The sequence below is a fragment of the Intrasporangium sp. genome (assembly GCF_040414665.1).
In the GTDB taxonomy this organism is placed as follows: Bacteria; Actinomycetota; Actinomycetes; order Actinomycetales; family Dermatophilaceae; genus Intrasporangium.
The window spans coordinates 57,445-79,282 of sequence record NZ_JBEDUL010000010.1 but is presented as its reverse complement, the minus strand read 5'-3'; the positions used below and the strand labels follow the sequence as shown (position 1 = coordinate 79,282).

Annotated in this window: 20 protein-coding genes and 1 tRNA gene; 6 read left to right on the top strand and 15 right to left on the bottom strand. The window is 70.6% G+C overall.

Annotated elements, in window-relative coordinates; translation table 11 throughout:
* Nucleotides 1-471 (top strand): HNH endonuclease signature motif containing protein (locus tag ABF401_RS01300; protein ID WP_353507721.1); only part of this gene is annotated, 471 nt, incomplete at its 5' end.
* 139 nt (nt 472-610) lie between these two features.
* On the opposite strand, the gene ABF401_RS01295 is transcribed toward ABF401_RS01300, so the two are convergent.
* Nucleotides 611-2,104, bottom strand: coding sequence for an MFS transporter (locus ABF401_RS01295; RefSeq protein WP_353507720.1), 1,494 nt, complete (start codon nt 2,102-2,104; stop codon nt 611-613).
* A 248-nt stretch (nt 2,105-2,352) separates the two neighbouring features.
* On the opposite strand from ABF401_RS01295, the gene ABF401_RS01290 reads away from it, so the two are divergent.
* Both ABF401_RS01290 and ABF401_RS01285 read left to right on the top strand, forming a co-directional pair.
* Complete coding sequence (locus ABF401_RS01290; protein ID WP_353507719.1) at nt 2,353-3,486, top strand: peptidoglycan-binding domain-containing protein; 1,134 nt, start codon at nt 2,353-2,355, stop codon at nt 3,484-3,486.
* Nucleotides 3,487-3,589: 103 nt separating this feature from the next.
* The gene (locus ABF401_RS01285) at nt 3,590-6,271 is read left to right on the top strand and encodes a cation-translocating P-type ATPase (RefSeq protein WP_353507718.1); all 2,682 of its coding nucleotides are present in this window, start codon (nt 3,590-3,592) and stop codon (nt 6,269-6,271) included.
* A gap of 13 nt (nt 6,272-6,284) precedes the next feature.
* Here ABF401_RS01285 and ABF401_RS01280 read toward each other — a convergent pair whose 3' ends face one another.
* From ABF401_RS01280 to ABF401_RS01265, 4 genes are all read right to left on the bottom strand, one after another.
* Nucleotides 6,285-6,632 (bottom strand): GroES family chaperonin, encoded by a 348-nt coding sequence (locus ABF401_RS01280; protein WP_353507717.1) that lies wholly within the window; start codon nt 6,630-6,632, stop codon nt 6,285-6,287.
* A 29-nt stretch (nt 6,633-6,661) separates the two neighbouring features.
* Nucleotides 6,662-6,919 carry a DUF3618 domain-containing protein gene (locus tag ABF401_RS01275; RefSeq protein ID WP_353507716.1) on the bottom strand — a complete coding sequence of 86 codons (258 nt, stop codon included), beginning with the start codon at nt 6,917-6,919 and terminating at the stop codon, nt 6,662-6,664.
* Nucleotides 6,920-6,976: 57 nt separating this feature from the next.
* Nucleotides 6,977-7,450 (bottom strand): thioredoxin-dependent thiol peroxidase, encoded by a 474-nt coding sequence (gene bcp / locus ABF401_RS01270; RefSeq protein WP_353507715.1) that lies wholly within the window; start codon nt 7,448-7,450, stop codon nt 6,977-6,979.
* A 32-nt stretch (nt 7,451-7,482) separates the two neighbouring features.
* A tRNA-Leu gene (locus ABF401_RS01265) sits at nt 7,483-7,563 on the bottom strand.
* Nucleotides 7,564-7,632: 69 nt separating this feature from the next.
* Here ABF401_RS01265 and ABF401_RS01260 point away from each other — a divergent pair.
* On the top strand, nt 7,633-8,031 hold the full coding sequence (locus ABF401_RS01260) for a RidA family protein (protein WP_353507714.1): 399 nt from the start codon (nt 7,633-7,635) through the stop codon (nt 8,029-8,031).
* Nucleotides 8,032-8,041: 10 nt separating this feature from the next.
* Here the strand turns inward: ABF401_RS01260 and ABF401_RS01255 are convergent, their stop codons facing one another.
* The 6 genes from ABF401_RS01255 to clpS form a co-directional block, all read right to left on the bottom strand.
* The gene (locus tag ABF401_RS01255) at nt 8,042-9,613 is read right to left on the bottom strand and encodes a molybdopterin-dependent oxidoreductase (protein WP_353507713.1); all 1,572 of its coding nucleotides are present in this window, start codon (nt 9,611-9,613) and stop codon (nt 8,042-8,044) included.
* Nucleotides 9,610-10,242 (bottom strand): RdgB/HAM1 family non-canonical purine NTP pyrophosphatase, encoded by a 633-nt coding sequence (rdgB, locus tag ABF401_RS01250; protein ID WP_353507712.1) that lies wholly within the window; start codon nt 10,240-10,242, stop codon nt 9,610-9,612. The genes ABF401_RS01255 and rdgB overlap by 4 nt, the downstream gene beginning before the upstream one ends.
* Nucleotides 10,239-10,991 carry a ribonuclease PH gene (rph, locus tag ABF401_RS01245; protein WP_353507711.1) on the bottom strand — a complete coding sequence of 251 codons (753 nt, stop codon included), beginning with the start codon at nt 10,989-10,991 and terminating at the stop codon, nt 10,239-10,241. The genes rdgB and rph overlap by 4 nt, the downstream gene beginning before the upstream one ends.
* A gap of 111 nt (nt 10,992-11,102) precedes the next feature.
* The gene (locus tag ABF401_RS01240) at nt 11,103-11,870 is read right to left on the bottom strand and encodes an MBL fold metallo-hydrolase (protein ID WP_353507710.1); all 768 of its coding nucleotides are present in this window, start codon (nt 11,868-11,870) and stop codon (nt 11,103-11,105) included.
* Nucleotides 11,871-11,937: 67 nt separating this feature from the next.
* Nucleotides 11,938-12,525 carry a DUF2017 domain-containing protein gene (locus ABF401_RS01235; RefSeq protein WP_353507709.1) on the bottom strand — a complete coding sequence of 196 codons (588 nt, stop codon included), beginning with the start codon at nt 12,523-12,525 and terminating at the stop codon, nt 11,938-11,940.
* Complete coding sequence (gene clpS / locus ABF401_RS01230; RefSeq protein ID WP_502908175.1) at nt 12,525-12,848, bottom strand: ATP-dependent Clp protease adapter ClpS; 324 nt, start codon at nt 12,846-12,848, stop codon at nt 12,525-12,527. Before clpS ends, ABF401_RS01235 begins: the two co-directional genes overlap by 1 nt.
* Before the next feature lie 106 nt (nt 12,849-12,954).
* Between clpS and ABF401_RS01225 the strand changes: the two genes are divergently transcribed.
* Both ABF401_RS01225 and ABF401_RS01220 read left to right on the top strand, forming a co-directional pair.
* Nucleotides 12,955-14,205: a nicotinate phosphoribosyltransferase gene (locus tag ABF401_RS01225; protein ID WP_502908174.1), complete on the top strand. Its 1,251-nt coding sequence runs from the start codon at nt 12,955-12,957 to the stop codon at nt 14,203-14,205.
* 3 nt (nt 14,206-14,208) lie between these two features.
* Nucleotides 14,209-14,820 (top strand): isochorismatase family protein, encoded by a 612-nt coding sequence (locus ABF401_RS01220; RefSeq protein WP_353507707.1) that lies wholly within the window; start codon nt 14,209-14,211, stop codon nt 14,818-14,820.
* 6 nt (nt 14,821-14,826) lie between these two features.
* Here the strand turns inward: ABF401_RS01220 and ABF401_RS01215 are convergent, their stop codons facing one another.
* From ABF401_RS01215 to ABF401_RS01200, 4 genes are read right to left on the bottom strand one after another with little or no spacing between them, the layout of a single operon-like run.
* Nucleotides 14,827-15,861, bottom strand: coding sequence for a polyprenyl synthetase family protein (locus ABF401_RS01215; protein ID WP_353507706.1), 1,035 nt, complete (start codon nt 15,859-15,861; stop codon nt 14,827-14,829).
* A complete protein-coding gene (locus ABF401_RS01210; protein WP_353507705.1) occupies nt 15,858-16,481 on the bottom strand; it encodes a hypothetical protein in 624 nt (207 codons plus the stop codon). The genes ABF401_RS01215 and ABF401_RS01210 overlap by 4 nt, the downstream gene beginning before the upstream one ends.
* A complete protein-coding gene (locus ABF401_RS01205) occupies nt 16,478-18,571 on the bottom strand; it encodes an FAD-dependent oxidoreductase (RefSeq protein WP_353507704.1) in 2,094 nt (697 codons plus the stop codon). Before ABF401_RS01205 ends, ABF401_RS01210 begins: the two co-directional genes overlap by 4 nt.
* 1 nt (nt 18,572) lies before the next feature.
* Nucleotides 18,573-21,836 carry an ATP-binding protein gene (locus tag ABF401_RS01200; protein WP_353507703.1) on the bottom strand — a complete coding sequence of 1,088 codons (3,264 nt, stop codon included), beginning with the start codon at nt 21,834-21,836 and terminating at the stop codon, nt 18,573-18,575.
* Nucleotides 21,837-21,838 lie beyond the last annotated feature (2 nt).

Sequence of the window (21,838 nt, the reverse complement as noted above, 5' to 3'; positions counted from 1 at the left end):
GAGGTCGTCGCCCGCGGCGTCGCCGCCGCGGACGGGCTGCCGGTCACCGACAAGGCCAAGCTGGTCGTCACCGTCGAGCACGACGTGCTCGCCGGGACGCTGCGCGGCACCGGGGCGGCCCTGTCCGGGGACGTGCTCTCGGTCGACACGGTGCGCCGGCTGGCGTGCGACGCCGCGATCATCCCGATGGTGCTGGGCACCGCGGGTGAGCCGCTGGACGTGGGCCGGACCCGGCGGCTGGTCACCAAGGGCCTGCGGGCCGCGCTCTGGCAGCGCGACCAAGGCTGCTCCTTCCCCGGCTGCACCATCCCCGCGGCGTGGACCGACGCGCACCACGTGCGGCACTGGTGGGCCGGCGGCAGGACCAGCCTGCTCAACACGGCCCTGCTGTGCCGGCGCCACCACACCCACGTGCACCGCCACGAGCTGACCGCCACCGTCACCGCCACCACCGTCACCTGGCACGTCTAGCTCCACCGCCCCGGACCCCGCCAGCAACGGCGGGGCCACAGGCACGCCCAGGGTCGCGGCCCCACCCGGGCGGGGCCGCAGGCACGCCCGGGTGCGTGATGCCAGAGTGCACCGGCACGCGGGCAGCCTGACGTCCAGATCAGGCTGTCTGCGGCGCCGGCGTGGCCGAGGTGGGAAGCGTGTGCAACGGAGCCGCCGCTGACGACGCCGCGTCCTGCACCGTGCCGCGTGCGGTCTTGTGCCGCCCCATCAGGACCGCCATGAGCAGCCCCGCGACGCTGAAGCCGGCCATGACCCACGACGCCGCGCCGAGGCCGGAGGCGAGGGCATCGCCGGTGGATGCCCCCTCGGCGGTCCGGTCGGCGATCACGGCGCCGTAGATCGAGGCGGCGAGAGCGGTCGCGACGGCCGCCCCGACATAGCGAGCCATGTTCGAGATCCCCGAGGCGGCTCCGACCTCGTTCGCAGAGACACACGCCGTCGAGGCGGAGGAGGCGGGGCCATTGGACAGGCCCATGCCGACGGCGATGGCGATGAGCGGGAGAACGAAGGCGCCGTACCTCCAATCCGACTGGACAAGGCCGACAGCCGCGAATCCCACTGCGGTCACGAGGAAGCCGAGACCGATGACCTGCCTGCCGCCGAAGCGCGAGGCCAGCTTGGGGACGAACGCCGCGATCACGACGAGGCCCACCGTGGCGGGAAGTGTGGCGATGCCCGCCTGGAGCGGGCTGAAGCCCAGCGTGGCGGGGTTCTGGAAGTACAGGCTCAGCAGGTACATCAGGCCGTTGATCGTCCCGGCTCCGATGAGGATCGCGATGGTTGCCCCGACGAGGATCCGGTTGCGCAGCAGAGCCAGGTCCAGCAGAGGAACCTCCACCCGACGTTCGACGACGACGAAGAGATAGCCCGCGACGATGGACACGACGAAGCACCCGATGGTCGCGAGCGAGCCCCAACCCCACTCGCTTCCCTTGCTCAGGGCCAGGATGAGCGGTGCGAGAGTCAGAGCGACCAGCACGCTACCGGCGTAGTCGATGGAGCGGGACCGGCTGGGATCCCGCGACTCGGACACCGTGAAGTAGGTCAGCACGATGCACACCGCGGCGATGACGGCGTCGACCCAGAAGAGGCCCTGCCACCCGGTGATGCCAACGAGCACTCCGCCGAGCAGCGGCCCCGCAGCCGCGCCGACGGCCGCGGCCGCGCCCCACAACGAGACCGCGCGCAACTGCGCTTCACCGCTGTTGGCCACCGAGAGAAGACTGAGCCCACAGGCCAGGATCGTGGATCCGGCGGCTCCCTGGATGAACCGGCCGGCGATGACCATCCCACCCGACGACGAGAGCGCGATCAGCACGCAGGACGCCACGAACAGCAGCAGGCCGAGCTGGAACACACGCTTGCGTCCGAAGACGTCGCCCAACGAGCCCGACGTGACGATCACGGCAGCGCCCACGAGCGAATATCCGGTGACCGCCCACTGGAGGGTCGTGACGCTCGTCCCGGTGTCCTCGCTGATCGCCGGCAGCAGGATGCTCACGGCCGAGGTATTGGCGTTGACGACCAGCGTCGAAAGGCACGTCGCTGCGAGGACTCCGCCGGTGCGTGTGGTGACCTCGACATCGCTCATGAGGGCACGGTAAGTGGGAACAATTGCCATCGCCTCACCCCTTTCGGGCGAGCGCCTATCGCGGAGTGCAGCGGAAGGTTTCACCCGGAAGGGGTGAACGCCCTTGGCCCGTGCAACGACTACGTTGCGACCACGGGAGTCCGGCGCACTCAGCCCGTGCTCCATGCAGGAGGAGGGCGCTCATGTCTGCCGATCGCTGGGGGCACAGGTCCTCGGGATCCCCCCGCCGCGGGACGTATTGGCTCGGCGTGAGTCTGGTTGCTGCCCTGTGCCTCATTGTCGGCTGCAACACAGGCGGCGACACGCCCGTGCAAGCCGCCGAGGCGAACGTGGCCGCGAAGCAGAGGGCCGTCGATGACGCGAAGGCGGCAGCCACCGCCGCGAGCGCGACGTTCTGCACCGAGAGCGCCGACTACATCACCGCCCTGGACCGGTACGGCGACATCCTCAACCAGACCGCGCCCACTGTCGGTGACGTGACGACGGCGGGACGTGATCTGAAGCAGCCGAGCCAGGAGACGGCGTCCGCCGGACAGGCAGCCGTCGAGGCACACCAAGCCGTGGCCGCGGCCGAGCAGGAGCTCGCCGCCGCGCAGGCCGAGCTCGCCGCCGCCCGGGCATCGGCGACCGGCGGGACAGCGCCTCCCTCGACATCACCCTCAACAAAAGTGCCGACGCCGACGCCAACAGTGCCCAGCGAGACGGTGACTCGAGTGCAGCAGGCGGAGAGCGAGTTCGCGACGGCGCAGGGCGCCATCTCGGACGACAGCCCGCTGCGTCGGGCCTCGCAGCAGTTCAACGCCGCCGCTGTCGCGCTCGAGATGGCCTGGCTGCAGCTGTATGCCGCGGCCGGCTGCCTGACCGAGCCGCAGCAGGAGAAGGCCGCCGCCGCAGTCCACGACTACACGGCCGCGTTGCAGCAGGACCTGACCGATGCCGGGTACTACACCGGCAAGGTCGATGGTGTCTACGGCCCGACGACGACCGCTGCCGTCGAGGCGCTCCAGAAAGCGCACGGCCTGCCGGTGACCGGAACGCTGGACAAGGCCACCGAGGCAGCGCTCCGGTCGGACCTGGCGGCCAAGGGCGGCGCGGCCGCGGAGGCGTCCGTGGCCTCGACCGCGGCCCTCCAGCAGACACTGAAGCTGGCCGGCTACTGGGACGGACCAGTGGACGGCCAGTGGACGCCGGCGCTGACGGACGCGCTGACGACCTTGCAGCACGACCTGGGCGTCCCGGAGACGGGAAAGGTCGACGCCGCAACCGTCTCCGCGCTGGAGCAGGCAGTAAAGAAGTCGAAGGAGAAGCCGACGGTCACGGCCACCGTGACGCAGACGACGACGCTGTCCCCGTCCTCGACCCCAGGCAGCACCGGAGGCTGAGGGTAGCGACTACCGCGAGCCGACGACCGCGCAGCACCCGATTGTCATCGTTGCCCTGCCATGATCGGAGGTGAGAGTCCACTGCGATCGGAGAGGCACTCGGGTGGAGGCACCGTGGGCGCAGACGCCGCAGGACGTTCTCGACGTGCTCGGAGCCCACGCAAGCGGGCTCAGCGCCGACGAAGCATCCACCCGTCTGGAGACCACCGGCCCGAACCGGCTCCCCGCGCCACCGCGTGATCCGTGGTGGCGGCGCCTGGTGGCCCACCTCGATGACGTCCTCATCGTCGTCCTGCTCGTCTCGGCTGCGGTCAAGGCCGTCATGCGCGAGTGGATCGACGCCTCGGTCATTCTCGCCGTGGCCATCATCAACACGGCCATCGGGGTGATCCAACAGGGCCGAGCCGAACGGGCGCTCGACGCCATCAGGGGCATGCTGTCGGTGCGGGCGCACGCACTGCGCGACGGCGCCTGGACAGACGTCGACGCCGAGACCCTGGTTCCAGGCGACGTCGTGCGCCTGCGCCCGGGCGACCGGGTGCCGGCGGACGCCCGCCTCCTCGATGCCGTCAACCTCCAGGTGGAGGAGTCGGCGCTCACCGGCGAGTCGGTGGCCGCGGCCAAGGACCCGGCTCCGGTGAGCGTCGCGGCGAACGTCGGGGACCGCAGGTGCATGGTCTTCTCCGGAACCCTGGTCGTCGCGGGCGCCGGATCCGCCGTGGTCGTCGCCACCGGGACGAACACCGAGATCGGCCGCATCCAGACGATGATGAGCGAAGCGGAGTCGGTGGAGACCCCGCTGGCGCGCACGCTCAACAGATTCGGGCGTCGCCTCGTGGTGCTCATCCTCGCCCTCGCGGCAGTGATGACGCTGTTCGGCTGGCTGGTGCACGGGATGACCGGCGGGGCGCTCGCCTCTGCCGCGATCGGCTTTGCCGTCGCCGCCATCCCCGAGGGCCTGCCGGCCCTCGTCACCATCACGCTTGCCCTCGGCGTGCAGCAGCTGGCGCGCCGCCGCGCAATCATCCGGCACATGGCCGCCGTCGAGACGCTGGGCTCGGTGAGCACGATCTGCTCGGACAAGACCGGAACGCTGACCCAGAACGAGATGACGGTCCGCGTCGTGCGCACGCTGGACCGCGAGTACTCCGTCGACGGTGTCGGCTACGCACCGGTTGGTCTGATCACACTCGACGGGCACCCGGCAGGGGCCGCCGCCGACCTGCTCGCCCTGGGGGAGGCGATGGCGCTGTGCAATGACGCGCACCTCGTGGAGCGGGACGGCGGGTGGCACCTGGTCGGAGAGCCCACCGAGGGAGCGGTGCTCGTGCTGGGTCGGAAATCGGGCGTCGACGGCGAGGGCTGGCGGCGCCTGGCGGAGATCCCGTTCGAGTCGGCGACCAAGTACATGGCCACGCTCGTGCAGGACCCGGCCGGTGCCCGTCACGTCCTGGTCAAGGGGGCGATCGACGCCATCGCGGCCCGGTGCACCGATCAACGAGCCGCGGACGGGCTCGAGCCCTATGACCCGGACTTCTGGGACGCCGAGGTCGCAGCTCTCGGCGGGCAGGGCCTTCGGGTGCTGGCCGCCGCCCGCGCCGATGCCGATCCGGCCATGGACTCCCTTGAGGCAGAGGGCCCCCGGAACCTGACCTTCCTCGGTATCGTCGGGATCGTCGACCCGCCCCGGCCCGAGGCGATCGACGCGATCGCCGAGGCGCGCGCGGCGGGCATCGCGGTCACCATGATCACCGGCGACCACGTCGGCACCGCGGTGTCGATCGCGCAGGAGATGGGCATCGTCACCGGCGACGAGGCGCCTGCCCTCACGGGGGTCGAGCTCGAGGCGATGGACGACGGCCGACTGCGCGAGGTCGTGCGCGACGTGCACGTCTACGCGCGCACCAGCCCCGAGCACAAGCTCCGCATCGTGCGCGCCCTGCAGGCACACGGGGAGGTCGTGGCGATGACCGGCGACGGGGTCAACGACGCGCCGGCGCTCACCCAGGCCGACGTCGGCGTCGCGATGGGCATCAAGGGCACGGAGGCCACCAAGGAGGCAGCCGACGTCGTCCTCGCCGACGACAACTTCACGACCATCGAGCAAGCAGTCGCGGAGGGTCGTCGCATCTACGACAACATCCGCAAGGCGGTGTTGTTCCTGCTGCCCACCAACGGCGCCCAGTCGCTCGTGATCATCGCCGCCGTGCTCCTGGGCCAGACGCTGCCCCTCGAGCCGACCCAGGTGCTGTGGATCAACATGGTCACCTCGGTGACCCTGTCGCTGCCCCTCGCGAGCGAGCCTCGCGAACCCGGCGCCATGGAGCGTCCGCCACGAGACCCGAGCGCGCCGCTGCTCACCCCAGCGTTCCTCCGGCGGATCCTGCTCGTCTCGGTACTCATCGGCGGCACCACCTGGGCGGTGTTCGCCTTCGAGCAGAGCCACGGCGTCGCTCTGCCCGGCGCCCAGGCCGCAGCGGTGACGATGCTGGCGCTGGGCCAGCTCGCCTACCTGTTCAGCTGCCGGTTCCTCGACCGCTCGAGCCTGACCCTCGACGTGCTGCGCGGCAACAGCGCCCTGTGGTGGTCGGCGCTCGCCCTGATCGCGCTGCAGCTCGTCTTCCTCTACGTACCAGCGCTGCAGGTGCTGTTCGGCGTCGCTCCGATCGGGGTACGCGAGTGGGCGCTGACCTCGGTGCTCGCCCTCGTCATCTTCCTCGTCGTCGAGGCGATCAAGGCGCTGGACCGTCGGCGCGAGCGTCCATCCGGGCAGCTCATCGACTGACGTCCGGCCCCGGTCAGAGGTAGAGGCCGGTCTGGCCGTCGTCGATGCGGGAGGCTGCGACGGCGTGGATGTCCCGCTCGCGCAGCAGCGCGTAGTCCTTTCCCTGCAGCTCCACCTCGGCCCGCTCCTCCGGATCGAAGAGGACCCGGTCCCCGAGCTGGACCTGCCTGACGTTCGGACCGGTGGCGACGACCTGGGCCCAGACGAGCCGGCGGCCGACCGACGCCGTCGCAGGGATGAGGATGCCGCCGCCGCTGCGACGCTCACCCTCGCGCTCGAGGCTGACGAGGAGTCGGTCGTGCAGCATGCGGATCGGCAGCTTGGACGCTGCCGACCCGCTCGTCGACGTGCTCTTGGCCATGTGGGTGCTGGTCGCCGGGTGGGCCGGAGTCAGCGGCGCCGGCGGCGGCGAAGCAGTCCGACCACGACGACGAAGGCGACGACGGCGGCCGCGGCCGCCGCCACCCGCTCGACCCGGAGGCTGCCATCGGGCGTGTGCGTCGCCTCATTGAGGCGGAGCTTGAGGCTCTGCACCTGGCGCTGCGCGATGACCTGGGGCTGCGCCCGGTAGGCGAGCTCGTTGACGGTCCCCTCGAGGCGGGCCCGAGCGGCCTCGATGTCCCTCTCGATCCGTGCGGTGTCGGTCATGACGCGTCCTTTCGGCAGGCTGGTGTCGACTCTAGTCCCGGCAGGTCCCAGCAGGCGTCAGGCCGCGATGCCGAGGTCCCGTCGGAGCTTCGCGACATGACCGGTGGCCTTGACGTTGTACAGGGCGTGCGAGACCACGCCGTCCTCGTCGATGACGAACGTCGAGCGGATCACGCCCTCCATCGTCTTGCCGTACAGCTTCTTCTCGCCGTAGGCGCCGTAGGCACGGTGGACGTCGAGGGACTCGTCGGACAGCAGGGGAATGGTCAGCGCGTCACGCTCGCGGAACGTCGCCAGCTTGGCCGGCTTGTCCTTGCTGATCCCGACGACCTCGTAGCCGTCCCGCCGGAGCGACTCGAGCGACTCGCTGAAGTCGCAGGCCTGCTTCGTGCAGCCCGGCGTCATCGCTGCGGGGTAGAAGTAGACGATCACCTTCCGGCCGCGAAAGTCACGAAGGCTCACGGATGCGCCGGTGTCGTCGGGAAGCGTGAAGTCGGGGGCCTGGTCGCCCGGCTCGAGTCGGTCGCTCACGGGGTCTCCTTCGTCGGGATCGTTCACTGGAGTGCGGACGGCGGGACTCGAACCCGCACGCCGATGGCACAGGAACCTAAATCCTGCGTGTCTACCAGTTCCACCACGTCCGCCTACCGCATGTCTGGCGGCTCCCCTGACCTTGGGCGCCGGGGCCCAGCCTAGTTGCCTAGGCTGACGGCATGCGGGAGCGGGTGAGCACGAGCAGTCCATGGGAGGACCTCGTCGGCTACTCACGTGCGGTTCGGGTCGGCGACACGGTCCACGTGTCCGGCACCACCGCCGTCCGGGACGGACAGGTCGTCGGCGCCGGGAACCCCTACACCCAGACCAGGGTGGCGCTCGAGATCGTGATCGCTGCCCTGGCCGAGCTCGGCGCCACGCCGGCCGACGTGGTCCGCACTCGGATGTTCGTCACCGACATCTCCCGGTGGGAGGAGTACGGCCGAGCGCACGGTGAGATCTTCCGGGACGTCCGGCCCGCCGCCTCCATGCTCGAGGTCTCGGCGCTCATCCACCCCGACCTCCTCGTCGAGATCGAGGCGGAGGCGATCGTCGGTGGAGGAGCGACGGACCCCTGACGGGGAGCCCTCAGTCGACGCGCACGGTCACCGTGTGCAGGCCCTCCGCCCCGTTGGGCGCCGGGGGTCGTGCGACGGCGGACTGCAGCGCGCCGGTCAGGTCCCTCGCGCGCACGCGAAGCGTGTGACTGCCCGGCGTCGCGTCCCAGTCGAGGACCCACTGGCGCCATGAGTCGATGCTCGCGTCGGCCGCCAACCGTGCCGGCGTCCACGGACCGTCGTCGACCTGAACCTCCACCTCGGCTATCCCCCGGTGCTGCGCCCATGCCACACCGGCGACCGCGACCCGGCCCGCCGGCACCGTGGCCCCGGATCGGGGGACGTCGATCCGTGACGACGTCTTGATCGGCCCCTCGGCCGACCATCCTCGCGGAGTCCAGTAGCCCACGTCCTTCGCGAAGGTCGTCACCTTCAGCTCGGTCACCCACTTGCACGCGGAGACAAAGCCGTAGAGGCCCGGCACGACGAGCCGCACCGGGAAGCCGTGCTCGAACGGGAGCGGCTCACCGTTCATGCGCACGGCGAGCAGGGCGTTGCGGCCGTCTGTCATGGCGGACAGGGGCGTCCCGCACGTCCACCCGTCGGCGCTCGTCTGGAGCACCATGTCGGCCCCGGCCAGCGGGCCGGCCTGTGCGAGCAGGTCGCGCACCGGCCAGCCGGTCCACACGGCGTTGCCGACGAGGTCCCCACCGACCTCGTTGGAGACGCAGGTCAGCGTCACGAACGCCTCGTGCATCGGCTTGTCCTGCAAGGCGTTCCAGTCGAGCGCGACCTCCCGCTCCACCATGCCCGTGACCCGGAGACTCCACTCGTCGGCGTTCAGCCGCGGCACGATGATCGCGGTGTCGATCCGGTAGAAGTCGTCGTTGGGCACGACGAACGGGGTCGCTCCCGGGACCTTGAGGTCGGCGCCCGCCGGCACCGGGATCTTCGTTGCCCGGGCGGGCTCGCGGGCGATCGCCTCCCGGGAGGCCGTGGCCGCCGCCGAGTCGCCGCCGAGGAACCAGCCGACGTATGCCGCTGAGCCGCCTACCGCTGCCCCGAGCAGGAGGCGTCGCGCCGGGTTGTCGGCGCCCGTCGCCGCGGCCGAGCGGGTGCCGCGGCTGAGGAACCACAGCCCCGCGGCGGTACCGAGCACCGTTGGAACGGCGTCGGCGAGCGAGGCTTCGGGCCGCGAGAGCACCGCGGCGACGCCGACCCCCCCGAGCACGCCGAAGGCGATGAGCGCCGCCGTCAGCCTCGTACGCGCGAGGATGCCGATGACGGCGCAGAGGACGGCGAGCACGATGACGACCCCGACCAGGAGGGCCCGCTTGTCGTTCGTGCCGAAGGCCGAAATCGCCAGGTCCTTCAGCCACGGTGGGGTGCGGTCGATGAACGCGCTGCTGACCGCTGCGATCGGGGCGGCTTGGCCGCTGGTCCCGCCGAGCCACCCGAGGATCGCCGCGATGAGGGTGCTGAGCCCAACGGTGAGCAGCCCGGCGACAAGACCGTGCGCAGCAGCAGCCCAGGCCGGGACCGGCTGCGTCGCAGGTGGTCTGCTCGCGACCGGGTTGCGTGCCGTCGGGCTGGCCGAGCTCATGGGCGGAGCAGCTCCCTCAGCTGCGGCGCCAGCGCCCGGAAGGCGCGGAACCGATGTGAGACACCGTTCTTCTCCTGCGCTGAGTACTCCGCGAGCGTGCGCGACTCGCCCGGAGCCGGCTGCTCCTCGGGGACGAAGATGGGGTCGTAGCCGAAGCCGCCGGTCCCCCGGGGCTCGTGAGCGACCCGGCCGGGGAAGCGGCCCGTCTCGACCGCGGACCGTCCATCCGGCAGGACGAGTGCGGCCGCACAGACGAACGCCGCGCCCCGATGCTCCTCGCGCACGTCGCCGAGCTGTGCGAGCAGCAGCTCGAGATTCGCCCGGTCGGCTCCCGGCCCCGCGCTCCCGGACCAGCGGGCGCTGAAGATGCCAGGCGCGCCTCCGAGCACGTCGACGGCAAGCCCTGAGTCATCCGCGAGCGCCGGTAGCCCCGTCGTCTCCGCGGCCGATGTCGCCTTGAGCACCGCGTTCTCGTCGAACGTGACACCGTCCTCGACGACGTCGGGTGCATCAGGGAACTCGTCGAGACCGACGATGTCGAGGTCGAGCTCGCCGCAGACGTCCGCGAGGATCTCGCGCAGCTCCTCGACCTTGTGGTGGTTGCGCGTGGCGAGGACGACCTTCGTCATGAGGCCGCCCCCTCGCCACCCGAGTCGAGAGCCGCGCGCTGTGCGGTGGTGAGGTCTGCACATCCCCTGGCGGCCAGCTCGAGCAGCTCGTCGAGAAGGGCTCGCTCGAACGGCTGGCCCTCGGCGGTGCCCTGCACCTCGATGTAGCGGCCGTCACCGGTCATGACGACGTTCATGTCCGTCCCAGCGGTCACGTCCTCCTCGTAGTCGAGGTCGAGGACCGCCTGCCCGCCGACGATGCCGACCGACACCGCCGCGACCGACCCCGTCAGGGGCTTCGCGTTCTTGCCGATCAGGCCCCGTGCCCGGGCATCCGCAACGGCGTCGGCCAGTGCCACGTAGGCGCCGGTGATGGCGGCCGTCCGGGTCCCGCCGTCGGCCTGCAGGACGTCGCAGTCGAGGATGATCGTGTTCTCCCCCAAGGCTTTCGTGTCGATGACGGCGCGCAGGCTGCGTCCGATGAGCCGGGAGATCTCGTGCGTGCGGCCGCCGATCCGGCCCTTGACGGACTCGCGGTCGGATCGGGTGTTCGTCGATCGCGGCAGCATGGCGTACTCGGCCGTCACCCAGCCGGTGCCCTTTCCCTTGAGCCAGCGGGGCACTCCCTCGGTGAACGAGGCGGCGCAGAGGACCCGAGTGCGCCCGAACTCGACGAGGACGCTCCCCTCGGCGTGGTCGAGCCAGCCCCGGGTGATCCGGACCGGGCGGGTCTCGTCGGGGGCACGTCCGTCATGTCGTGTGGCAGTCATGCCCTGAAGGCTAGCCATCCCTCAACGGTAGGCCGCGCGCCGCGCGCTGACCCGGCCTGCGCGCGACGTCACGAAGACGTAAGACCGAGCTCAGCAGCATACGACATCGCGTCACACGACGTAGGTGGCACCCGGCTTGGCGACCTCCACCTCACCCGGCCACACGGCAGCGGCCTGCGCGTAGCAGACGTCGGGATCGTTCCACGAGGGAATGTGCGTGAGCATGAGGCGCTGCACTCCCCCGGCGCGGACGGCCGCCTCGGCGGCGCGGCTGCCGGAGAGATGGATGCCAGGGGTCTCGTCGCGGCCGTCCACGAAGGCGGCGTCGGCGAGCACGAGGTCCGCGCCGGTCATCAGCGGCGTCAGCGCGTCACACAGATCGGTGTCGCCGGTGTAGACGAGCGTGCGGCCGTCCACCTCGACCCGGAAGCCGTAGGACTCGATGGTGTGTTTGACGCCGACCGGCGTGATGGTGAACGGGCCCAGGACGATCGGCTCCCGATCGCGGATGGTGCGGAACTCGAAGATCCCCGGAACGTCCTCGATGGCCTCGTTGCCGTAGGCGTGGGACAGGTGCTCACCGAGTCCCTCCGGGCCATAGGTCGGGAGGTCCTCCCGACCGGACCCGCCCGGCACGTACTTGAGCATGACGTAGAGGCCGCAGAGATCGATGAAGTGGTCGACATGCAGATGGCTGATCAGCACGGCGTCGACGGTGAGCGGGTCGATGTGACGCTGGAGGTTTCCGAGCGCGCCGTTGCCCAGGTCGAGCACGATGCTCCACGTGCGGCCCTCAGCCTCTGCCCGCAGGAGGTAGCACGATGCGGGCGAGTCGGGGCCCGCGAAGGACCCGGAGCAGCCGACGATGGTGAGTTCCACGGACTGAGCCTAGGTGCGAATGGCCCCGGCCACCCGCGACTTGCGCGTTCTCTGTGTCACACAGATATCAGACGCCATCCATGAGCGCTTGGGTCAACGTCTCCTGGAGCCAGGTGAGGAAGTCGTACCAGGCCATCGCATAGCCGAGTGGATCGTCGTCGTCGATGACCTCCATGGCTTCGTGGAGGCGCTCGGCGTCCTCCTCGGTCCGCATGCCCATCCGTTCACCCAGCAGGAGGCGGACGTCGGTCAACGCCATGAGGAACGCCGGTGCCTCCGCCTCGTCGAGCGCCACCTCGTCATCCGATGCTGCGGCGAGCCGCTCCATCGCGACGTCGAGGTTCGCGCTCTTGCGCTGCCGCAGTCCCTCCTCGGTGAGGCGTCGGAACTCTGCAGCGACCTTGTCGTCGCCGCGGTGCGCATCGGGCAGCAACCGGTCGAGCGCCGGATCCCGTTCCTCGGCCTCGACGTGGTCCTGGGCGGCGACGGACACGCCCATCGAGGCGACGACATCCGCGAAGACATCCCCCGTCGGCTCGAGCTCCGGGGACAGGACGATCCGGGTCTGCTGCATGAGCCCGTGGATCATGAACCGCTCGGTGTCATCGAGGAGCGCGACGTAGCGTCCGTCCTCGGGGAGGAAGGCGCGGGCCATCATTCGTCCTTCTCGAAGGTCGCCCACAGGCCGTAGCCCTGGAGCGACTCGGCGTCCCGCTCCATCGACTCGCGCGGGCCGTTCGACACCACCGCCCGGCCCTTGGTGTGGACGTCCATCATCAGCTTCTCCGCCTTGGGGCGGGGATACCCGAAGTACGACTCGAAGACCCAGGTCACGTAGGTCATGAGGTTGACCGGGTCGTTCCACACGATGGTGACCCAGGGGACGTCCGGCAGGACGACCTCATCCGTCCCCGTGGCCTCCTCGGTGGCCTCCTCCGTATCCGGGCTGCGCACGGGAGCCACCGGCGCGAGGGACATGCTCGTCAGGATCACGCGTCCACCCTATGACCGCCCTGCCACGGAGCGGGATCGTAGGCTGGGCAGCGTGAGCACCGCACTGCTGACCGACCACTACGAGCTGACGATGGTGCAGGCCGCACTGGCCTCCGGGGAGGCCCAGCGCCGGTGCGTCTTCGAGGCGTTCGCTCGGCGACTGCCCGACGGCCGCCGCTACGGGGTCGTCGGGGGGACGGGACGGTTCCTCGAGGCGCTCGAGCAGTTCCGCTTCGGCGAGGCGGAGCTGCGGTTCCTCTCGGACACGCACGTGGTCAACCAGGAGACGATCGACTGGCTCGCGTCCTACCGGTTCAGTGGCGCCGTCAGCGGCTATCGCGAGGGCGAGGTCTACTTCCCCTACTCCCCCGTGCTCGTCGTCGAGTCGACCTTCGCCGAGGCGGTCGTTCTCGAGACCCTGGTCCTGTCGGTCCTCAACCACGACACGGCGATCGCATCGGCTGCCTCCCGGATGACCTGTGCGGCGGGCGGCCGGCCGTGCATCGAGATGGGGGCGCGACGCACCCACGAGGAGTCTGCCGTCGCTGCCGCGCGCGCGGCCTACATCGCCGGCTTCGACGCCACGAGCAACCTGGAGGCCGGGAGACGTCACGGCGTGCCGACAGCCGGCACGGCCGCGCACTCCTTCACCCTGCTCTACGACTCGGAACGCGACGCGTTCACCGCCCAGGTCGAGTCCCTCGGCAAGGGCACGACGCTCCTCGTCGACACGTACGACGTGCGGACCGCTGTCGACCTCGCCATGGAGATCGCCGGATCCGAGCTCGGCGCCGTCCGGCTCGACTCCGGCGACCTGCTCATCCAGGCGCAGGAGGTCCGTGCACAGCTCGACGCCGCGGGCAACCGGGACACGCGCATCATCGTCACCTCCGACCTCGACGAGTACGCGATCGCGGCCCTCGCGGTCGCGCCCGTGAGCGGGTACGGCGTGGGCACCGCCCTCGTGACGGGGTCTGGGGCACCGACCGCTTCGATGGTCTACAAGCTCGTCCAGCGCGAGAACTCAAGCGGTGAGCTGGAGAAAGTCGCCAAGAAGAGCAAGGACAAGGCGTCGAAGGGCGGCCGCAAGTGGGCGATGCGCCGCCTGGGCGCGAAGGGGCTCGCCGAGGCCGAGGTGATCGGGATCGGGGAGCGGCCGCGCGACGACGGCAACGACCGTCCGCTCATGGTCGAGCTGGTCCGCGATGGTGCGGTCATCGACCACCAGGACATCCATGAGGCCCGCGAACGCCATGCCGCGTCGCGGGCGGAGCTGCCCCGAGCCGCGACCCAGCTCTCGCGCGGCGAGCCCGTCATTCCCACCATCTTCGAGGAGCACTGAGTCATGTCCACGTCCGGCCCCAGCGAGCGCCGCGCGCTCATCATCGTCGACGTCCAGAACGACTTCTGCGAAGGCGGCTCGCTCGCTGTCGAGGGTGGCGCCGCTGTCGCGCAGGCCATCTCGGCGTACGTTGCCGAGCGCGGGGCCGCCTACGACACCATCATCGCCACGGCCGACTGGCACATCGACCCGGGCGACCACTTCTCGGCGGACCCGGACTACATCGACACGTGGCCGGTCCACTGCGTGGCCGGAAGCGCGGGCTCCGCCTTCCACCCGAACCTCGCCGGCGCCCTGGACTCGGTCCAAGCCGTGTTCCACAAGGGCGAGTACTCGGCTGCCTACAGCGGCTTTGAATGCCACGGGATCGGCCCGGACAGCTCGACTCTCCCGGACTGGCTCGCGGAGCGCGGCGTCTCGCACGTCGACGTCGTCGGGATCGCCACGGACCACTGCGTGCGAGCCACGGCGCTCGATGCCCGTCGCGAGGGACTCGACACCACCGTGCTGCTCGACCTCACGGCCGGGGTCGCACCGAAGACGACGGAGGCCGCGCTGGCGCAGCTCGAGGAGGCCGGCGTCCGGCTCGAGGGTGCGCCCGTCGTCCAGCGATGACCCGCCTCAGCGGTCCCGTTCCACCATGTAGGTCACGAGCTCGCGGATGAAGCGGCGGGCCGGCGAGTCGGGCGCGGCAGCGAAGGCCTCCTCGAATGCGACTCCCGCCGCCCGGGCAATGCCCCGGGCGAACTCGTCCGCGAAGGCGACGCTGCCGTGGTCGTCCATCAGGGCCAAGAGGTGTTCTGCAACCTCACCCGAGCGCTCCGCCGGGTCGAGGGCGAGGTAGCCGACGACCTGCTCGCGCTCTCGCGGGTTGGCCGCCGCCAGCAGGTGGATGAGCATCAGCGTGCGCTTCCCCTCACGCAGATCGCCGAGGGCCTCCTTGCCGTAGAGGGCCTGCGACCCGGTGAGATTGAGCACGTCGTCCCGGATCTGGAAGGCCGCGCCGAGGAAGAACCCGAACCGGAGCATTGGCTCGAGGTCCAGCGTCCCCCTCGACCCGATCAGCGCGCCGACCCGCAGCGGCAGGAGGGTCGTGTACCAGCAGGTCTTCTTCATGATGAGCTCGAGGTAGTCGTCCGGGGTGAGGTCGGTCCGCCGATCACGCTGCCACCCGAGCTCGCAGGCCTGGCCATCGACGGTCTGCCGTGCCATCAAGTCGAACTCGGACCAGACCTTGGCGGCGAGCGGCCGCCCGATCGTGCGCTCGTTCTCCCGCAGCGCACTCAGCGCGACCACCGCGAGGCCGTCGCCCGCGTTGATCGCCAGCGCGGGTCCGTACTTCTGGTGCAGGGTGGGCTCGCCGCGCCGGAGGTCGCTGTCGTCCTCGACGTCGTCGTGGACGAGGAACGCCGTGTGGAGCAGCTCGATGGCGGCGGCCGAGGGCAGGGCGGCCTCCACCTCGCCGCCGAACGCGCTGCAGGTGGCCAGGCACAGAGCAGGTCGCAGCCCCTTCCCTCCCCGGTCGAGATACTCGGTGGCCGGGAGCCGGAGGTAGGGCGAGAATGCACCTTCGGGCAGGTAGGACGCCGCGACGACGCGTGCCTGGGACGCGTACGTCTCGAGCTGCCCGAGGAACTGAGGGCTCGGGCCGCTCACGGCTCCCCGTCCATCGTCCGGACCTCGAGCAGCAGTGCCATCGCCTCGTCCGGTGCCGCCGACAGGACGACGACTCCGTGGTAGTGACCTGGCGCCTGGCCGGGGGGCACGGTCACCTGGACAGTGACCTGCTGGTGGCTCATGGCGGCCAGGACGTCGACGTTCGAGGGTGAGAGGCTCAGGGCAGCGGCTGGGATGACGGCTCCCGAGGACGAGGTGAGCGCCGTCGCGTGGAGCTCGACTCGTCGCACGGACGCGTCGGTTGCGTTGTGCAGCCACAATGGGGCCAGCGAGGTGGAGCCTCCGGCTGCAGGGGGAAGGACCACCGTCTCCCGTCCGCCTCTTCCGGGGTTCGGTCGGAGACTGTCGCCCAGCAGGGCCGTCATCGTCTCCAGGGACGTGAGGCCCGCCTCGGCCAACCGGGAGGCAGCGTCGAGCAACGCATCGCCAGCGGGTCCTCGCGCGACCGGGTCGGACTCGGGAAGGCCGGCGCCGGCGATGGCCCGGTCGACGATCTCGGTGTAACGCTTGACCACGGACGCGGCGCTGAGGAACCCGAAGCGCTGCACCTCTCCGACGAGGTGCGCGACCTGGGACGCTGCGTCCAGCGTCCCACTCACCCGACGACCTCCTCGGCAGGGGTCTGCCCACACGTTCCGGACCGGATGGCTCTCGCCGCGAGCACTCCGGACCGGGTCGCAGCCTCGACGCAACCGGCGTCGAGCCCGCAGGCCGTCCAGTCCCCCGCCACGGCCAGGTTCGTGAAGCCGGTGCGGTCGGGAGCGATCCGGTGTCTCCCTGACCCGGGCAGTGACTGGACATAGCGGTCGGAGGGATCGAGGTTCGCTCTCAGGTACTGGGCGTCGAGCCGCTCCGGCCCGATGCGGTCCCGGTCGTCCCACAGCGCTTCCCACCGGAAGCCTTGGGGACCCGAGACCGCCGGCCACAAGGCGCCGGACTCCTCGTCGAGGAAGCGGGTCAGCTCCCCCCGGACGCGCCGACCAGCCGAGGCCGGGTCGCCGTCGGGCATCGCGCCGCACAGGTACGCGAGGGCACGTGGTCCGTCGTGCTCGGGCCATCCCTCACGGGACAGCAGGTGGGACATCGACGCCCACGTGTCAAAGGTGTTGCCGAACCCGGTCAGGGTCACTCCGGGCCGACCATTCCAGCCCAGCTGTGCCTCGGTCGAGCGGAACCACAGCTGCGCGGCGCGAGTCCCTACCGTCGCGACGTGGTCGACCATCCTGCGCCACGCGGGATCGGCCGCGAGCAGCTCGCCGGCGACGTGCGGGATCATGCCCAGGGAGACCGCGAGCACTGCCACGTCGAAGTCCTCGCCGGCGCGCAGCGTCTCGACCGGCCGGCCGTCATCCCGTGCCCAGTGCGACTCAGCATGGACCCCGGGATCGTGGTCGAGCTGGTTGACAAGCGGCCGATCGGGCCAGCACGGGAGGCCGCCGTGACGCACGAGCGGATCGTAGGCGTGCTGCCCGATGGCCGGCTCCGCCTGCCGGACGAGCTCGATCGACCCGATCGACCCGATCGACCTGATCGACCTGATCGACCGATCATCGGCGAGGCTCAGGCGCGAGAGCCGCCGGAAGAACGTGAACTCGACGCCCCGCTGGACGAGCGCCTGGTACAGGGGGGCGAAGACGACCTCGCCCATCCCGGCCTGCATCCTCCAGAAGATCGAGCCCTTGTAGTCGAAGAGCATGCGGCTGGCGAGCTGGAGTCCCAGTCCCGCGGCAAATCGCGGGCGTGACCGGTCACCCCCTTCATAGGCGAAGGTGAGGTCGTACATCCCTCGGACGATGGGAGAGTCGCGCGTCTCTCGAGCCGCGCCGTGCAGGGCCAGCCACTCGCGGTAGTCCAGGTGGTCGATCCGCTCGTAGGCGGTCCCCGACAGCAGTCCGTCGACGACCATGCCTTGGAGATTCGTCGCGACGAGATCGACCAGCTGCCAGGTTCGCCGGGCCGCCGGAGTGTCCTGGACCGCCGCGCGAAGGTCATCACGCCACCTCTGCAGCCCAGCCGTGACGGCATCCACGACCGGAGCGCCGAGCCCCGGTCCGGTGACCACACCTGCGGCCCGATCGAGCAGCACGAGGAGCCCGGCCATGGTGGTGCGGCTTCCGGCCCGGACGAGGGTCCGGATCGCCGATCCTGCCGGCCTCGGCACTGCGGACGCGCTCAGATAGACGCCCGCCCCGGCTGGCTCCGGTGCGACCGCCTCGTCGAAGTCGGCGAGCAGCCGCAACGCCCGTAAGGCGACGCCCAGCGGCTCCAGTGGCCGGTCCTCGGCACCCGGCTCGCCCGGCAGGTCCCCGTTGCGTGAGAACTGCGTCACGAAGTGACTCCACGTGGTGCCGTCGTGGTCGGCGAGGCCCACGTCATCGCTGGGCGAGAATGCCTCCCGCCAGTCCCGGATCGGACAACCGGGGTCGGTCACGGTCCGGTCGAGTTCCGCGTACACCTCCCGAAGCAGCCGAAAGGTCGCGTCGTAATAGCCGAGGAGGACGTGCAGCCCGTGTTCCTCGATGCGGCCATGAGGGCCGCGGCTGCTCGCACCCTTCCCACCCAGGCGCCAGCCGCGCTGGTACACGGTGATGGAGTCGAACTCCTTCCGCCAGTCGCCCGAGCTCAGTTCCCAGGCAGTGGTGAGGCCGGCCATGCCGCCCCCCAGGATGACCACCCGCCGCCCCGCCATGTCAGTCGGAGAGCAGGGCGTCGGCGGCCGCGCTCTCGGCCGACCGGAATGACGGCGGCAGGCTCTGCCTGGCCTGGTCGAGGGTGATGCGCCAGTCGATGGGGCGTCGGTCCTCCGGCAGCCGAGCCAGCTCGAGGGCGGCACGAAGGTAGGAGACGGTCGCCTCCTGCTCGACGGCCACGTCGACGGCGCCCTGAAGGTCTGCCACGACGTCATCAGCATGTGCACCGCGGCTCAGTGCGAAGCCGGCTCGCTGCCGGAGCAGCTCGGGTAGGTGGAGATACTCACCGCTCTTGTGGACGGCCTCGACGGCTTCGTCGATCAGCTCGCTGGCGCGGTCGACATCGCCGGCCTGCGCATGGAGGCGGGCGAGATGGGCGAGCATCGACCCGAGGAACGCCTCGTGACCCATGAGGCGCAACGAGGCCACCGTCTGCTCGAGGAACTCACGGTCGGGCTCGCCCCCCGGAAGGGCCGTGGCAACGTAGGCCGAGCCGAGCATCATCCAGTAGGCATAGCCGTGCTGCTGTCCCACCTGCACGACCTCAGCCCCCAGCCGCCGTGCGCCGACGTCGTCGCCGAGGAACTGCCGGATCCAGGCGGCGTAGGTCTTGACGAAACCGAGCGTGAACGGGCCCCGTGGAAACCCAAGGCCCTCGGCCCGCTCGACCGCTTGGTGCTCCCACCGCGACGCTGCCTCGACGTCACCCTGCAGCGCGGCGATGCAGGCCAGGCCGATCGCCGACGCGGCCTTGGGGTCGTTGGGCAGAGGCCAGTACGGAGAGATGACGGCGTCATCCGGGCGTCCCTCGTAGCCGGCCATCGACCGTTCGAGGTAGGTCCGCGCCGCACCGAGGTTTCCCTGGTACAGCTCGACATATCCTGCACATTCCTCCACCTCGGGGTCGAACCAGGCGAAGGCTGGCTGACGGATCATGCCCATGAGGCGCTCGATGAGCATGCGAGCTGTCGGCACGTCACCATTCGTCAGGCGGTAGCCGTAGATCCCGATGACCGCCGGCAGGACCTCGGGTCGGCTGCCCAGCGCCGTGGTCAGTGCCTCGGCACGGCTGTGGTCCGCCTGTACCTCAGGAGCCGCGTAGCCACGCATCGAGCTGATGCTCAGCACGCGCAGCATGCGGGCGCCGAGCTCGGCGAGGTCCCGCTCCTCTGACTCCGGAAGGCCCTCATAGAGCTCGAGGGCCCGCGTGACGAGCCTCGCGGCCTCCGTGTGCGCTCCCCGGGCCTGCTCACCCTGAGCAGCCGCGACGTAGAGCGCGGCGGCCCGCTCAGCCATACCTGCCAGGTCGAGGTGGGCGGCGATGAGAGCGGGCTCGGCGCCCTGGGCTGCCATGGCTTCCGCCACGTTGGCGTGCGTCTCGCGGCGTACGTCGAGCACCTGTGTCTCGTAGGCCGCGTCACGCATGAGTGCGTGCCGGAAGCGATACCTCCCCGACTCCGGGTCACCGCGTTCGATGATCCCGTGGTCGACGAGCACCTCCAGCTGCTGGATCACGAGCGCCTCGTCGCGGATCACCGCCGACACGAGGCCGGCGGGGAAGGTCGGGCCCACCGTCGCGGCGACCTGCACGACGCGCAGGTCGACTCCGGGAGCCCGGAAGCGCCAGGTGAACAGCTCCTGCAGACGCAGCGGCATCGGCTCGCCTCGGTCCTCGGCGAGACACGACCGGGTGAGCTCCTCGATGTAGAGCGGGATCCCGTCGGCCTGGGCGACGATCGACGCGCACCTGTCATCGGAGAGGTCCTGCCCTGCAACGAGGTTCGTGACGAGGCTCATGGCTTCGTCCCGGTCAAGATGGTCGAGCTCGACGACCTCGACAGCCTGCGTCCAGGGTACGAGGTGGGAGTCACGAGTGGTGGCCACCGTGAGCAGCCCGCTCGGCGCCCGGCCCACGAGACGACCGAGCAGCGCGAGGGTGGACGGGTCGGCCCAGTGCAGGTCCTCGACGACGAGCAGGTGGGGCGTGCTCGCAGCGACGGCGGTCAGCCACTCGACGACGTGGTTCAGCGTCTCGTCCAGGAAGGCGATCGGGTCCAGCTCCGGCCGCGGGTACGCGTCAGAGGGTGCCACCCCGACGAGCGCTGCGAGGAACGGGACACTGCGTCCAAGGTCCAGGTCCAGATCGGCCAGGTGCGCAACGAGTGCCCGCAGCTTGCGCTCCGGCCCGCCCGAGAGGCCGAGGGCCCTCTCGAGCATCTGGGCGATCGGCCACAACGACACGTTGGCGTAGTAGGGCAGGCACCCCGCCCCGAGCACCCGGCCGGCGCTGGCCTCGACCCGGTCCAGAACCTCGGCAACCAAGCGGGACTTGCCGATTCCCGCTTCCCCGACGACGAGAAAAGAGGCGCCAGGCCGCACGCCGCCCTCGTCCGTCCGGATCGACTGCCACGCCTCGAGCATCGCCGTCCGTGGCTCGTCCCGTCCGACCAGTCCCGACTTGCGATAGCGTTCCGCCGCGAAACGCGCCGCCGCGAAACGGGGTCCTTCGACGGCGAAGACCTCGACCGGCCGGCTGATGCCCTTGAACTGGTGCTCCCCCCGGGACTGCAGGTAGAAGTCGGTGTCCACGAGCTGCTGTGTGACGTCGCTGATCACCACCGTGCCCGGCTCAGCATTGGCCTGGATCCGCGCCGCCAGGTTCGGGGTGATGCCGACGATGGAGTCCCGCTCGGCCACACTCGCGTCGTTGCTGAAGTCGGTGACGACGACCCGCCCGGTGTGGATCCCCACCCGCACCTCCGCGGCCGCGCCGACGCGCCGCTCCATCTCGGCCCGCCCGTCCCGCATCGCCACAGCAAGGTCGAGGCCCGCGAGGACGGCACGCCGGGCGTCGTCCTCGTGTGGCTCCGGGTACCCGAAGCCGGCGAGCACGCCATCGCCGGAGAACTGGATGAGCTGTCCGCTGTAGCGCTCCACCGCCTCGCGGGCGGCCGCCCGGTAGAAGGAGAACAGGTCCCGGAGCTGCTCGGGCTCCACGCGCTCGGAAAGCAACGTCGAGCCGACCAGGTCGGAGAACAAGAGGGTCATCAGGGCTCGCTCGCCGGACGGTGCCCGTTGACGGGCGGCGAGCTGCCGCAGGATCCTCCTCGCCCGCTCGTTGTCCGGGTCGACTGCGCGGACCTCCTCGGCGGTCGCACGGGCCGGCTCGAGATCACCGGCGGCGAGCGAGGCCTCGGCCGCGGTGAGAAGCCGTTCGAGCAGCCGCGTGAACCTCGGATCCTCGGAGGCCGCGAGATCACTCACTC